Genomic DNA, 12982 nt, shown 5'->3' with positions numbered 1-12982 from the left:
AACTAAATCTTTTTATTTTGGTTTACAACAACGATGTTCACCGCTTACGACGCCGAATTTGACCGCCGCCATATCTGGCACCCCTACACCTCGATGCGCGATCCCCTGCCCTGCTACCCTGTTGTCGCGGCGCACGGAACGCAGCTGCAACTGGCGGATGGCCGCGAGCTGGTGGACGGCATGTCCTCCTGGTGGGCGGCGATCCACGGCTATAACCACCCGCGCCTTAACCAGGCCATGCAGGATCAAATAGCGCAAATGTCGCATGTGATGTTTGGCGGCATTACGCATCCCGCAGCGGTAGCGCTCTGCCGCCAGCTGGTGGCGATGACGCCTGCCGCGCTGGAGTGCGTCTTTCTCGCCGATTCCGGTTCGGTAGCGGTGGAAGTGGCCATGAAGATGGCGTTGCAGTACTGGCTGGGGCGCGGCGAGACGCGTCAGCAATTTCTGACGCTCAGGCGCGGCTATCATGGCGACACCTCTGCGGCCATGTCGGTATGCGATCCTGAAAACTCTATGCACAGCCTGTGGCGCGGCTATCTGCCAGAGCATCACTTCGCCGCCGCGCCGCAGTGCGGCTTCGACGACTGCTGGGACGAGAGCGACGCCGACGATTTTGTGCGCCTGATTGAGCAGCATCACACCAGGCTGGCGGCCGTGATCCTTGAGCCGATCGTGCAGGGCGCGGGCGGTATGCGTTTTTACCATCCGCGCTATCTGCAACGGGTGCGCGCATGCTGCGACCACTACGGCGTGCTGCTGATCGCCGATGAGATCGCCACCGGCTTTGGACGCACCGGCAAGCTTTTCGCCTGCGAACATGCCGGGGTGACGCCCGATATTCTTTGCGTCGGCAAAGCGCTGACCGGCGGAATGATGACGCTGGCGGCGACCCTTACCACGCGCCACGTTGCTGACACCATCAGCAACAGTCCGGCAGGCTGCTTTATGCATGGACCCACCTTTATGGGTAATCCGCTGGCGTGCGCCGTTGCGACGGCGAGCCTCTCTCTGCTTAACGAAGGCCACTGGCCGCAGCAGGTCGCGCGTATTGAGCAACAGCTACGCGACGAACTGCTGCCGCTGCGCGCCGCGCCGCAGGTGGCGGATGTGCGCGTGCTGGGCGCTATCGGCGTCGTCGAGACGCATCATCCGGTAAACATGGCTGCGCTACAGCGCTTTTTTGTCGATCGCGGCGTCTGGATCCGCCCGTTTGGCCGTCTGATTTATCTGATGCCGCCCTATATCATTACGCCGGAAGCGCTGCGCAAACTCACTCAGGCCATTGGCGAGGCGTTAGCGCAAAAGGCGCATTTTAGTGTCTGAACGCCGCTAAGCGCTGGAACAGACAGCTTTTTTGGATAAGATGGAATAGGTTCGTAGTGAACAGATCCTGACAATCGAGGAGAGAAGATGCGCGTTTACAGCAATGACTTTAAAGACGGCGATAAAATGCCGGAGCGCCAGGTATTTAACGGTATGGGTTACCAGGGCGATAATATCTCTCCCCATCTGGCGTGGGATGACGCGCCGCAGGGCACCAAAAGTTTTGTTGTGACCTGTTACGATCCTGATGCGCCTACCGGTTCCGGCTGGTGGCACTGGGTGGTGGTCAATATTCCCGCCAGCACCCAGCTGCTGGAGCAAGGCGCGGGTTCCGGGCTGGCGATGCTGCCGGCAGGCGCATTACAGACCCGTACCGATTTCGGCAAGGCCGGCTACGGCGGCGCGGCGCCGCCGCAGGGCGAAAGCCACAGATACATTTTTACCGTGCATGCGCTGGATGTGGAAGCCCTTGAGGTGGATGAGGAAGCCAGCGGCGCGATGGTGGGGTTCAACGTGCATTTCCACGCGCTGGCGAGCGCCAGCATCACGGTCAACTATGCCTGACCGGTAGAGAAGCGGCACCCGCGCGCGGTGCCGCTGCGCCAGACTCAGTGACGGATCTGCGCCAGATCCGCCTCGCTCAGGCCAGTGACTTCCTGTAAGCCAGAATGGTTCGCTCTTGATCTCAGCGCGACGACGCTGCATTCAGAACAGCCAGAGCAGGATTAAGCCCCGCCCCGGCCGATGGCTTAATCCAGCTGATGGATCACCACCCACATGGGTCCCTGGCCTACGGCATAGCGCGCCAGCGGCGTCAGCAGCCCCTGCGGCTCCTCAATGCGGTACAGCTCGATATGATGCGACTTCTGCCCTGCCGCCACCAGATAACGGCCACTGTTATCAATATTGAAACCGCGCGGCTGCGTTTCCGTCGGCTGATAACCTTCGATAGTGAGCAAACCGCCATCCTCGCTGACGCTAAAGACGGTAAGGGTGCTGCTGGTGCGATCGCAGGCGTAGAGGTAGCGGCCATCCGGCGTCAGATGAATATCCGCTGCCCAGCGCGTTTCGCTGAAGCCTGGCGGCATCATATCCAGCGACTGAACGCGCTCGACCTCGCCGTGAGCATTCGCCAGCGCCCAGACGTCAACGGTGCTGTCCAGCTCGTTAACACAGTAGGCGTAGCTGCCGTTGGGATGAAAAACCATATGGCGCGGACCGGCGCCCTCTACCGTGGTCACCTGCGCCTGTTCGCGCGGCGTCAGCGTGCCGTCGGCGTTCAGGGCGTAGAGGCAGATGCGATCCTGCTTCAGCGCCGGAACAAACAGCGTCTGGTTGGCGTTATCGATATTGGCGGAGTGACAGCCCTCCAGCTCGCGGATCACCTGAGTCGGAGCCTGCGGCACGCCGTCTTCGCCGATGGGGCTGATGCTGACGCAGGCATCGTTATAGGATCCGCAGAACAGATAGCTGCCCGTGCGGTCGGTAGAAATATGGGTAGGACTGCCCGGCAGCGGCGCTTCGCCCGCTTCGCTCAGGGTGCCGTCAGCCGCAATGCGAAACGCCAGCACGCGGAAGTTCGGACGCACGCCGACGTAAAGAAAATCTTTCTTCGGGCTGACCACCATCGGTTGAACCTGGCCGGAGACATCCGTCACCTGTAACAGTGAAAGCGCGCCATCCTCATCTAACCGCCACGCATGGATCTGCTGGCTCTCTGGACTGGCGGTATAAACGACTTGTTTCATGCATTCTCCTTGTTCGCAGCCTGTCAGTAGTATCTCTGTGGCTCACTGTAGCCTGTTTTGCTATGGTGCGCCGGAATCATTTGTGCCCTGCTTTTTGTCTCAGGACCGCGCTCAGGTGTAGACTCGGTGCCTCTTACCCCTTCAGACGGAATGAGACATGAGCTATCGCGTAATCGCCCTCGACCTTGACGGCACACTGCTGACGCCCACTAAAACCATCCTGCCCCAGTCTATCGACGCGCTAACGCGCGCCCGTCAGGCGGGCATCCGGGTAGCTATCGTAACTGGCCGTCACCACTGCGCCATCCACCCTTTTTATCAGGCGCTGGAGCTGGATACACCCGCAATCTGCTGTAACGGCACTTATTTGTATGATTATCAGGCAAAAAAGGTGCTGGCCGCCAACCCGCTGGATAAAGAACAGGCGCTGCGCGTCATTGAGATGCTGGACGAACAGGGTATTCACGGTTTGCTCTATGTAGATGACGCGATGCTCTATCAGACGCCGACGGGGCATGTGACGCGCACGCTAAAGTGGGCGGAGTCGCTGCCGCCGCACCAGCGTCCGCTGTTTGTCCAGGTCCCCAGTCTGGCGCAGGCGGCGCGTGATGCGCACGCCATCTGGAAGTTCGCGCTGTCCCATGAAAACACCGCCGAACTGCAACAGTTCGCTGAACGTGTGGAGGCCGAGCTGGGGCTGGCGTGCGAATGGTCATGGCACGATCAGGTCGATATCGCTCAGCGCGGCAACAGCAAAGGCAAGCGACTGGCGGAATGGGTCGCCTCGCTGGGCCTCAGCATGCAGGACGTGATTGCCTTTGGCGATAACTACAACGATCTCAGCATGCTGGAAGCCGTCGGGCTGGGCGTGGCTATGGGCAACGCCGATGAGGCGATCAAGGCGCGCGCGAAGCAGGTTATCGGCACTAACCTGGAGCCGGGCATCGCCAGGCTGATCGAGCAACACCTGCTGTAATCAGGTCGTTACCGACACGCTTTTAATCTGGGCATACAGCCACTGATCCGGCCGAATGCCCAGTTCGTCTCGCGCCCACGGCGAAATGCGCGCCCAGAGTTCGCTGCTGCCAATGCGCAACCGCACCTCTGTCTGATCGCCCACCTCAAGCAGCTCCATCACCTGCGCCGGTAAAATATTGCGTATCGAGCTGTGCTGCGGCGGCTGTAGCGCCAGCGACACGTCTGCCGAGGCGATGCGGATGCGCAGCGAGGTTTTAACCGGAAAATTGACCCGATTCACCCAGATATGCTGGTCGCCCAGCGCCAGCGCGCTCATCGGATAATCAGGATGATGCTCCAGCACCTGCACACGCAGCACGCTGGTCAGTTCACTGACCGGCAGCCAGGGACGCATCGCGCTGCTGCTCCACACCTTTTCCAGCGGACCGAAAGCCTTAACGCTGCCGCGATCGAGCACCAGCACGTTCTCCGCCAGCTGTAAAATCTCATCCAGGCTATGCGTCACATACAGCACCGGAACATCAATCTGTTTTGCCAGCTTTTGCAGATAGGGCATTAGCTCGCGCTTGCGCGGCAGATCGAGCGACGCCAGCGGTTCGTCCATCAGCAGAATATCGGGCGCGCTCAGCAGCGCGCGGCCAATAGCGACGCGCTGTTTTTCGCCGCCCGAAAGCGAGAGTGGAAAGCGATCCAGCAGCGTCTCCAGCCCCAGCAGCGAGACCAGCGCGTCAAACTGTCCTTTCATCGCCGGAGAGAGACCGTAGAGCAGATTGCCGCGCACGCGATAGTGCGGAAACAGACGCGCGTCCTGAAACACATAGCCGACGCGGCGCTTTTCCGGCGGCAGGCTGATGCCTTTTTCTACGTCAAGCAGCAGTCGATCGTTGAGCGCGATGGTGCCGCGCTGCGGCTGCGTCAGCCCGCTGATAGCGTTAATCAGCGAGGTTTTGCCCGCGCCTGAGACGCCGAACACCGCCGTAATGCCCTTCGCCGGGATCTGCGCATCGATATCCAGCTGGTGTTCGCCCAGCCGCTGCGAAAAATGTAGTTTCAGCATCAGGCTCCCATCCTCTTGCGGCCCCAGCGCGCCAGCCATTCGGATATCAGCAGAGAGAGCAGCGCCAGCACGATAGCGATAACGCACAGCCGCGCCGCTGCGCCTTCTGCGCCAGGGGTTTCAATCAGGGTAAACATCGCCAGCGGCAGCGTGCGCGTTTCATCCGGGATATTGGAAACAAAGGTAATGGTCGCGCCAAACTCACCCAGCGAACGGGCAAACGCCAGTACGGTGCCGACAATGATGCCGGGCAGCGTCAGCGGCAGGGTGACAGTAAAGAATACCCGCCAGCGTCCGGCGCCGAGGGTGCGCGCCGCCTGCTCCAGCCGCGGATCTACCGCCTCCAGCGCCAGCCGGATGGCGCGCACCATCAGCGGAAAGGCGATGACCGCCGACGCGAGCGCCGCGCCGCGCCAGCTAAACGCAAAGGAGAAGCCGAACCAGTCGTAAAGATACTGGCCGATGAGGCCACGGCGTCCCAGACCAATTAGCAGCAGATAGCCCACCACCACCGGCGGCAGCACCAGCGGCAGATGAATAATGCTGTCGAGCAGAGATTTGCCCGGAAACCGGCAGCGCACCAGAATCCAGGCGATAAAAATGCCAAACGGCAGACTAAACAGCACGGCGATGCTGGAAACTTTCAGGCTGAGCATCACCGCCTGCCATTCGGGATCGCTGAGTATCATGTTTTCGGGGAGAATCCGTACTGTTTAAACACCGCGGCCGCTTCCGGCCCTTTCAGGTAATCATAAAACGCCTTAACGGCGGCGTTGTTATGCGCTTTGACAATCGCCACAGGGTATTCGACCGGTTTATGACTGGTCTCCGGAAAGGTGCCGGCTACCTGTACCTTGCGGCTGGCGACCGCGTCCGAAGCGTAGACAATGCCATAGGGCGTTTCATTGCGCTCTACCAGCGCCAGCGCGGCGCGAACGTTATTCGCGCGCGCCAGCGCCGGCGACACGACATCCCAGGCGCCGAGCTTTTGCAAGGCTTCCTGCGCATAGATACCCGCCGGAACATGGTCAGGATCGCCGACGGCCAGCCGCTCGCCTTTCAGCAGGCTTTTCCAGTCGGTCTGCTCATTCAGGGTCACGGGCTTTGTATCGCCGCCGCGCGGCGCAACCAGCACCAGTTCGTTGCCCAACAGCGTGACGCGCGTGGCCTCATCGATGCTTTTTTTGGCAACGGCGTCATCCATCCACTGCTGATCCGCAGAGATAAAAATGTCGGCAGGCGCGCCCTGCTCAATCTGACGCGCCAGCGTCGAGGAGGAGGCGAATGACGACACCACCTCAACCTCGGTTTTCTTTTTATACTGCGCCGCTATCTCCTGAAGCGCGTTGGTCAGCGAGGCGGCAGCAAATACCGTGACTTTTTCAGCGGCAACCGCCTGTCCGGCCAGCGTCACGCTCAGCGCAGCAGCCGTACCCCAGCGGGTCAATCGTAATGACATGGTTTTCTCCTGTAATGCGTTGTATAGAAAATAATACAGCGCGCGTCTGGGGAGCGTTATAAAATTATCGGCATAAAACGGAGAAGGTTGAGCGGGAGCAAATAAAAACGCCCGCAAAGGCGGGCGTCGGGGAATCAATGACTGGAGCGTGAGGAGTGCTCGCGGCGGCCAAATTTCGAGATGACGTTGAACACCTCGCCCAGACCGTAAATCAGGCCCAGCATAATCGCCATCACCACCGGCACCATAATCACCGCCACCACAAGGCTTTTAATCAGTTCCAGCATGGAAGTCTCACTCAACAAAACAAAAAAGTGATTGTAACGTCTGAAGAAAAAAACGCACTGCCCTTTTCGTGCTTTTACTTTTTACGTCTGTCACCGCTATGATCGACGCAGTCACTTCTCCTGGAGAGCCACAATGCAGGCTGAACTTTCCCTTACTATTCGGCTTCAGCAAAAGCTGTTTGCCGATCCGCGCCGTATGGCGCTGCTGCAACGCATCCGCGAAACCGGCTCCATCAGCCAGGGCGCGAAGCTGGCGGGCATCAGTTATAAAAGCGCCTGGGATGCGATTAATGAGATGAACCAGCTGGCGGACGAGACGCTGGTGGAACGCGCAACCGGCGGCAAAGGCGGCGGCGGCGCGCAGCTGACGCGCTACGGTGAGCGACTTATCCAGCTGTTTCATCTGCTGGAGCAGATCCAGCAAAAGGCGTTTGACGCTCTGCAAAACGACGCGGTGCCGCTCGACAGCCTGCTGGCGACGATTGCGCGGTTCTCTCTACAGACCAGCGCGCGCAATCAGCTGTTCGGCACGGTGCTGGCTCATGACGATCGTCAGGTGGTGCAGCATCTTCAGGTGAGGCTGGCCGACGGCGAAACGCTGCTGAATGTCGCGCTGACCCAGCGCAGCGCAGAACGCCTGCAGCTCGAAGCAGGCAAAGAGGTGCTGGTGCTGATCAAAGCGCCCTGGATTCAGGTCAGCCGCGAGCCATCACAGGCCGATAATCAGCTGGCAGGAGAGATTAGCCAGATTGAGCCAGGCGATGCGATGAGCGAAGTGCTGATGACGCTGCCGAGCGGCGAAGTGCTCTGCGCTACGCTGCCCAGCCAGCAGGTCCAGCTGATGAAATTGCAGCCGGGCGACAGCGTGACGGCCAGTTTTGCCGCTGAGCACGCGATTATCGCCACCCTGCTCTGACGTCTGCGCCATGATTTGACTTCATCGGCGGCTGTGGTTACAACTCAGTAATACGATGCAGAAAATGGGACACATCATGGCTTCATTGCAAATTTCGCAAGGCACGTTTCGTCTTAGCGCTACCCGGTTACTCAGTCTGGACGAATTACAGCTGGAAGGCGGCCAGAGCTGGGCCTTTGTCGGCGCGAACGGCAGCGGTAAATCCTCCCTGGCGCGGGCGCTGGCCAGCGAGCTGCCGCCGGAAAAAGGCGTCTTCCGCAGTGGGTTCGTTCGCCCGACGCGCCTGTCGCTGGAGCAGCTACAGCAGCTGGTGACGGATGAGTGGCAGCGCAACAACACCGATCTGCTCAGCGAAGGCGAAAACGACACTGGCCGCACCGCGCTGGAGATTATTCAGGACGAGGTTAAGGATGTCGCGCGCGCGCAGGCGCTGGCGGCGCAGTTCAACATTACCGGTCTGCTCGAACGCCGCTTTAAATACCTCTCCACCGGCGAGACGCGTAAAGTTCTGCTGTGTCAGGCGCTGATGAAACAGCCGGATCTGCTGATCCTCGACGAACCCTTCGACGGGCTGGACGTCGCCTCGCGCGCCAGCCTGACGGAGACGCTGGCGAGCCTGCAACAGCCCGGCGTCACGCTGGTGCTGGTGCTGAATCGCTTTGACGACATCCCCGATTTTATTCAGCGGATCGGCGTGCTGGCGGAATGTACCCTGACCCACGTCGGCGCACGCGACGCCATTCTGGCGCAAGCGCTGGTGGCGCAGCTGGCTCACAGCGAACGGCTGGCAGGCATGGCGCTGCCTGAGCCAGACGTCCCCGATCAACTCCCGCGGCTTGCTGACCATGCGCCGCGCGTGACGCTGCGCAACGGCGTCGTTTCGTACAACGACAAAGCGGTGATTAACGGGCTGAACTGGCAGGTTAACCCAGGCGAACACTGGCAGATCGTCGGCCCGAACGGCGCGGGAAAATCAACTCTGCTGAGCCTGGTGACCGGCGATCACCCGCAGGGCTACAGCAACGATTTAACCCTGTTCGGCATTAAGCGCGGCAGCGGCGAAACTATCTGGGACATTAAGCAGCATATCGGCTATGTCAGCAGCAGCCTGCACCTCGACTATCGCGTCAGCGCCAACGTGCGCACCGTGATCCTCTCCGGCTTTTTCGACTCGATTGGGCTTTATCAGGCGGCGTCGGAACGGCAAAAAGCGCTGGCGCGGCAGTGGCTGGCGCTGCTCGGCATGGATAATGCGCTGGCCGATGCCCCCTTCCACGGTCTGTCATGGGGCCAGCAGCGGCTGGTGCTGATCGCCCGCGCGCTGGTGAAGCACCCGACGCTGCTGATCCTCGACGAACCTTTGCAGGGACTGGACCCCATTAACCGCCAGCTGGTCCGCCGCTTCGTTGATATTCTGATTGGCGAGGGCCGCACGCAGCTGCTGTTTGTTTCACACCACGCTGAAGACGCCCCGCACTGTATCACCCACCGCCTCTCTTTTGTGCCGGTTGCAGACGGCTATCACTATCAGCAGGAATCTCTGCGCTAATCTCCGGAACGCCGCCAGCCGGCGTTTGTCAGCAGACAGTTGTCACTATCAGCAGCAACGCCCGCGCTAATCTCCAGGACGCCCTATGGCGGCGTCCTTTAGCCGCTGCCTGCCTATGTAACCGCTACCATTACATTAGCGTTCAGGCTACCAGTCTGTGCCGAAAACCCCTTTGAATAAGAATTTTCAGCTTGTGTAAACGATTCCATTTATCCAGACTTGATCACGCTTTACCGGTCGCTGATGTGCTATTTTTTAACAATGCCTGTCTGGCTTTTTGACGTTAACCAGGACTCAACATGGAAAAATTCAACCCGGTCGATCATCCGCATCGCCGTTACAATCCGCTGATCGATCAGTGGATCCTTGTCTCTCCTCACCGTGCCAAACGTCCCTGGCAAGGCGCGCAGGAAACCCCATCGCAAGAAACGCTGCCGGCGCACGATCCGGACTGTTTTCTCTGCGCGGGCAATACGCGCGTCACCGGCGACAAGAATCCTGACTATAAAGGCACCTATGTTTTCTCGAATGACTTCGCTGCGCTGATGACCGACACGCCGGAAGCGCCCGAAAGCAGTGATTTGCTGATGCGCTGCGAAAGCGCGCGCGGCACCAGCCGGGTTATCTGCTTCTCGCCGGATCACAGTAAAACCCTGCCGGAGATGTCGCTGCCAGCGCTGGAAGAGGTGGTAAAAACCTGGCAGGCGCAGACCGCCGAGCTGGGTCAGCACTATCCCTGGGTACAGGTGTTTGAAAACAAAGGCGCGGCGATGGGCTGCTCTAACCCCCATCCGCATGGCCAGGTCTGGGCCAACAGCTTTTTGCCGAACGAAGCGCAGCGCGAAGATGCTAATCAGCGCGCCTGGTTCGCCGCACACCACTCGCCGATGCTGGTGGACTACGCTGCGCGCGAGCTGAACGACGGCAGCCGCACCGTAGTAGAGACCGAACACTGGCTGGCGGTGGTGCCCTGGTGGGCGGCCTGGCCGTTTGAGACGCTGCTGCTGCCAAAAGCCCCGGTCAAACGTCTGAACGAGCTGTCGCCAGCCCAGAGCGCGGATCTGGCGAAGGCGCTCAAACAGTTAACCAGCCGCTATGACAACCTCTTCCAGTGCTCTTTCCCCTATTCAATGGGCTGGCACGGCGCGCCCTTTAACGGCGAAGAGAACGAACACTGGCAGCTGCACGCGCACTTCTACCCGCCGCTGCTGCGCTCGGCAACGGTACGCAAATTTATGGTCGGCTACGAAATGCTGGCTGAAACCCAACGCGACTTAACGGCGGAACAGGCGGCAGAACGTCTGCGCGCCGTCAGCGACATTCATTTCCGCGAGGCACAATAATGAGCTTAAAAACCACCACGCAGCAGGTTTTCACCGACACCTTCGGCTATGCGCCGACCCATACCATTCAGGCGCCGGGCCGCGTCAACCTGATTGGCGAACACACCGACTACAACGACGGCTTCGTGCTGCCGTGCGCCATTGACTATCAGACCGTGATCGCCTGCGCGAAGCGCGACGATCGCCAGGTGCGCGTCGTGGCGGTGGATTACGATAACCAGCAGGACAGCTTCTCCCTGGATGAGCCGATTCTCAGCCTTAAAGAGCCGATGTGGGCCAACTATGTGCGCGGCGTGGTGAAACATCTGCAACAGCGCGACGCCAGCTTTGGCGGCGTGGATATGGTGATCAGCGGCGACGTGCCGCAGGGCGCGGGTCTCAGCTCTTCTGCCTCGCTGGAAGTCGCGGTGGGCACGGTGTTTCAGCAGCTTTACCACCTTAAGCTTGACGGCGCCGCTATCGCGCTAAACGGCCAGGAAGCGGAAAACCAGTTTGTCGGCTGTAACTGCGGCATTATGGACCAGCTGATCTCCGCGCTGGGTAAAAAAGATCACGCTATGCTGCTCGACTGCCGCACGCTGGGAACGCGTCCCGTCTCTATGCCGAAAGATGTCGCGGTGGTGATTATCAACTCCAATTTCCGTCGCAGCCTGGTCGGCAGCGAATACAATACCCGCCGCGAACAGTGTGAGACCGGCGCGCGCTTCTTCGCCCAGCCTGCGCTGCGTGACGTCGATATTGCCCAGTTCAAGGCGGTAGAGCATGAGCTGGACCCGCAGGTCGCCAAACGCGTGCGCCACGTGCTGACGGAAAATGCCCGCACGCTGGAGGCGGCTGAAGCGCTGAGCAAAGGCGACCTGCAACGCATGGGCGAGCTGATGGCCGAATCTCACGCCTCAATGCGCGATGATTTCGAAATCACCGTTCCGCCGATCGATACGCTGGTCGACATCGTCAAGGCGGAAATCGGCGAGCGCGGCGGCGTGCGCATGACCGGCGGCGGCTTTGGCGGCTGCGTGGTGGCGCTGATGCCGTCTGATCTGGTGGATCGGGTGAAAGCCGTGGTTGCCGAGCAGTATGAAGCGAAAACCGGCATTAAAGAGACCTTCTACGTCTGCACCGCGTCGGAAGGAGCGGGCCAATGCTAAACGACGCCAATTCCCATGCGCCTGACGGCCAGCCGTGGCGCATAACCGTGTTACGCAACGCAAACGGCATGGTCGCGACGTTCATGGACTGGGGCGCCACCTGGCTTTCGGCGCGCGTGCCCATGCGCGACGGCAGCGTGCGCGAGGCCCTGCTCGGCTGCGCCACGCCTTCTGACTATCTGCATCAGGATGCCTATCTCGGCGCGACCATTGGCCGCTACGCCAACCGCATCGCGAACGCCACGCTGACGTCGCAAAACAGGCAGTTAGCGGCTAATCAGGGCGAACATCAGCTGCACGGCGGGCCACAGGGTTTCGACAAACGCCGCTGGCAGATTGTCAGCCAGAGCGACAACGCCGTGGTCTACCGTATCGACTCGCCGGATGGCGACCAGGGTTATCCCGGCAACTTGCAGGCGCAGGTGCGCTACGCGCTGGAGGACGATAATACGCTGTCGATCAGCTATCAGGCTGAGGTCGATCAACCCTGCCCGGTTAACCTGACGAACCATGCTTACTTCAATCTTGACGCGCGTCATGGCGACGCGCGCCAGCATCGCTTACAACTGCTGGCCGAACACTATCTGCCTGTTGATAGCGCCGGTATTCCCAGTGCGCCATTAAAAGAGGTGGCCGACACCAGCTTCGATTTTCGTGAAGCGAAAACGGTCGCGCAGGATTTTCTGGCAGATGCGGATCAGCAGGCGGTGAAAGGCTACGATCACGCCTTCCTGCTTAACAGCGGCGGGGATGTCAGCCAGCCTGCCGCGCACCTCTGGTCTGAAGACGGCCAGTTGCAGCTGACCGTGCTGACCGCCGCGCCTGCGCTACAGTTCTATACCGGCAACTATCTGGCCGGAACGCGCGCGCGCGAACAGGAAAGCTATACTGCTTTCCAGGGCATTGCGCTGGAAAGCGAATTTTTACCCGATTCGCCGAATCATCCTGAGTGGCCGCAGCCGTCGTGCTGGTTACAGCCGGGCGAACGCTGGGAATCCGTGACGCGCTACCGCTTTACGCCGCGCTAGCGAATGAAAAACGCGCAGTGCGTCGCCGACAGGCTTACACCCTGCGCCGTTTTCCGCTATGGTATGGCGCTATCATTGTGCCATCGGGCGCACGCGCCGGGATGGCGGCAACAGGTTTCCATTATCGTAGAAACATCAAAGAG

At 60.1% G+C, this 12982-nt stretch carries 13 protein-coding genes; 8 read left to right on the top strand and 5 right to left on the bottom strand.

Features of this window, described 5'->3' with window-relative positions; all coding sequences use genetic code 11:
* Positions 1 to 33: 33 nt before the first annotated feature.
* Both bioA and BBB56_RS04695 read left to right on the top strand, forming a co-directional pair.
* Complete coding sequence (gene bioA / locus BBB56_RS04700) at positions 34 to 1326, top strand: adenosylmethionine--8-amino-7-oxononanoate transaminase (RefSeq protein ID WP_123799259.1); 1293 nt, start codon at positions 34 to 36, stop codon at positions 1324 to 1326.
* Between the two features lie 87 nt (positions 1327 to 1413).
* Entirely contained in the window at positions 1414 to 1890 is a 477-nt protein-coding gene (locus tag BBB56_RS04695; protein WP_123799257.1) for a kinase inhibitor, read from the top strand.
* Between the two features lie 185 nt (positions 1891 to 2075).
* On the opposite strand, the gene pgl is transcribed toward BBB56_RS04695, so the two are convergent.
* Positions 2076 to 3074, bottom strand: a complete 999-nt coding sequence (pgl, locus tag BBB56_RS04690; RefSeq protein ID WP_123799255.1) for a 6-phosphogluconolactonase — start codon at positions 3072 to 3074, stop codon at positions 2076 to 2078.
* Between the two features lie 157 nt (positions 3075 to 3231).
* On the opposite strand from pgl, the gene BBB56_RS04685 reads away from it, so the two are divergent.
* The gene (locus tag BBB56_RS04685; protein WP_123799253.1) at positions 3232 to 4050 is read left to right on the top strand and encodes a pyridoxal phosphatase; all 819 of its coding nucleotides are present in this window, start codon (positions 3232 to 3234) and stop codon (positions 4048 to 4050) included.
* Here BBB56_RS04685 and modC read toward each other — a convergent pair whose 3' ends face one another.
* The 4 genes from modC to BBB56_RS04665 form a co-directional block, all read right to left on the bottom strand.
* The gene (gene modC, locus BBB56_RS04680; RefSeq protein ID WP_123799251.1) at positions 4051 to 5109 is read right to left on the bottom strand and encodes a molybdenum ABC transporter ATP-binding protein ModC; all 1059 of its coding nucleotides are present in this window, start codon (positions 5107 to 5109) and stop codon (positions 4051 to 4053) included.
* Positions 5109 to 5798, bottom strand: coding sequence for a molybdate ABC transporter permease subunit (modB, locus tag BBB56_RS04675; protein WP_123799249.1), 690 nt, complete (start codon positions 5796 to 5798; stop codon positions 5109 to 5111). The genes modC and modB overlap by 1 nt, the downstream gene beginning before the upstream one ends.
* Positions 5795 to 6568 carry a molybdate ABC transporter substrate-binding protein gene (modA, locus tag BBB56_RS04670; protein ID WP_123799247.1) on the bottom strand — a complete coding sequence of 258 codons (774 nt, stop codon included), beginning with the start codon at positions 6566 to 6568 and terminating at the stop codon, positions 5795 to 5797. Before modA ends, modB begins: the two co-directional genes overlap by 4 nt.
* A gap of 134 nt (positions 6569 to 6702) precedes the next feature.
* Entirely contained in the window at positions 6703 to 6855 is a 153-nt protein-coding gene (locus tag BBB56_RS04665) for an AcrZ family multidrug efflux pump-associated protein (RefSeq protein ID WP_123799245.1), read from the bottom strand.
* A gap of 133 nt (positions 6856 to 6988) precedes the next feature.
* Here BBB56_RS04665 and modE point away from each other — a divergent pair, with 133 nt between their 5' ends.
* From modE to galM, 5 genes are all read left to right on the top strand, one after another.
* A complete protein-coding gene (gene modE, locus BBB56_RS04660) occupies positions 6989 to 7771 on the top strand; it encodes a molybdenum-dependent transcriptional regulator (protein WP_123799243.1) in 783 nt (260 codons plus the stop codon).
* A gap of 76 nt (positions 7772 to 7847) precedes the next feature.
* A complete protein-coding gene (modF, locus tag BBB56_RS04655) occupies positions 7848 to 9320 on the top strand; it encodes a molybdate ABC transporter ATP-binding protein ModF (protein ID WP_123799241.1) in 1473 nt (490 codons plus the stop codon).
* Positions 9321 to 9619: 299 nt separating this feature from the next.
* Positions 9620 to 10663, top strand: coding sequence for a galactose-1-phosphate uridylyltransferase (gene galT / locus BBB56_RS04650; protein WP_123799239.1), 1044 nt, complete (start codon positions 9620 to 9622; stop codon positions 10661 to 10663).
* A complete protein-coding gene (galK, locus tag BBB56_RS04645) occupies positions 10663 to 11811 on the top strand; it encodes a galactokinase (protein ID WP_123799237.1) in 1149 nt (382 codons plus the stop codon). Before galT ends, galK begins: the two co-directional genes overlap by 1 nt.
* A complete protein-coding gene (galM, locus tag BBB56_RS04640) occupies positions 11805 to 12839 on the top strand; it encodes a galactose-1-epimerase (protein ID WP_123799235.1) in 1035 nt (344 codons plus the stop codon). The genes galK and galM overlap by 7 nt, the downstream gene beginning before the upstream one ends.
* Positions 12840 to 12982 lie beyond the last annotated feature (143 nt).

Origin of the sequence: Candidatus Pantoea deserta (assembly GCF_003813865.1) — a bacterium.
GTDB classification, from domain to species: domain Bacteria; phylum Pseudomonadota; class Gammaproteobacteria; order Enterobacterales; family Enterobacteriaceae; genus Pantoea; species Pantoea deserta.
Note: the sequence above shows the minus strand (reverse complement) of the source record. Positions and strands in the feature narration are given on the sequence as shown.

Excerpts from the sequence above, each read along its gene's own strand:
- bioA (WP_123799259.1), top strand. The coding sequence starts at position 34 with ATGTTCACCGCTTACGACGCCGAATTTGACCGCCGCCATATCTGGCAC.
- BBB56_RS04695 (WP_123799257.1), top strand. The coding sequence starts at position 1,414 with ATGCGCGTTTACAGCAATGACTTTAAAGACGGCGATAAAATGCCGGAG.
- pgl (WP_123799255.1), bottom strand. The coding sequence starts at position 3,074 with ATGAAACAAGTCGTTTATACCGCCAGTCCAGAGAGCCAGCAGATCCAT.
- BBB56_RS04685 (WP_123799253.1), top strand. The coding sequence starts at position 3,232 with ATGAGCTATCGCGTAATCGCCCTCGACCTTGACGGCACACTGCTGACG.
- modC (WP_123799251.1), bottom strand. The coding sequence starts at position 5,109 with ATGCTGAAACTACATTTTTCGCAGCGGCTGGGCGAACACCAGCTGGAT.
- modB (WP_123799249.1), bottom strand. The coding sequence starts at position 5,798 with ATGATACTCAGCGATCCCGAATGGCAGGCGGTGATGCTCAGCCTGAAA.
- modA (WP_123799247.1), bottom strand. The coding sequence starts at position 6,568 with ATGTCATTACGATTGACCCGCTGGGGTACGGCTGCTGCGCTGAGCGTG.
- BBB56_RS04665 (WP_123799245.1), bottom strand. The coding sequence starts at position 6,855 with ATGCTGGAACTGATTAAAAGCCTTGTGGTGGCGGTGATTATGGTGCCG.
- modE (WP_123799243.1), top strand. The coding sequence starts at position 6,989 with ATGCAGGCTGAACTTTCCCTTACTATTCGGCTTCAGCAAAAGCTGTTT.
- modF (WP_123799241.1), top strand. The coding sequence starts at position 7,848 with ATGGCTTCATTGCAAATTTCGCAAGGCACGTTTCGTCTTAGCGCTACC.
- galT (WP_123799239.1), top strand. The coding sequence starts at position 9,620 with ATGGAAAAATTCAACCCGGTCGATCATCCGCATCGCCGTTACAATCCG.
- galK (WP_123799237.1), top strand. The coding sequence starts at position 10,663 with ATGAGCTTAAAAACCACCACGCAGCAGGTTTTCACCGACACCTTCGGC.
- galM (WP_123799235.1), top strand. The coding sequence starts at position 11,805 with ATGCTAAACGACGCCAATTCCCATGCGCCTGACGGCCAGCCGTGGCGC.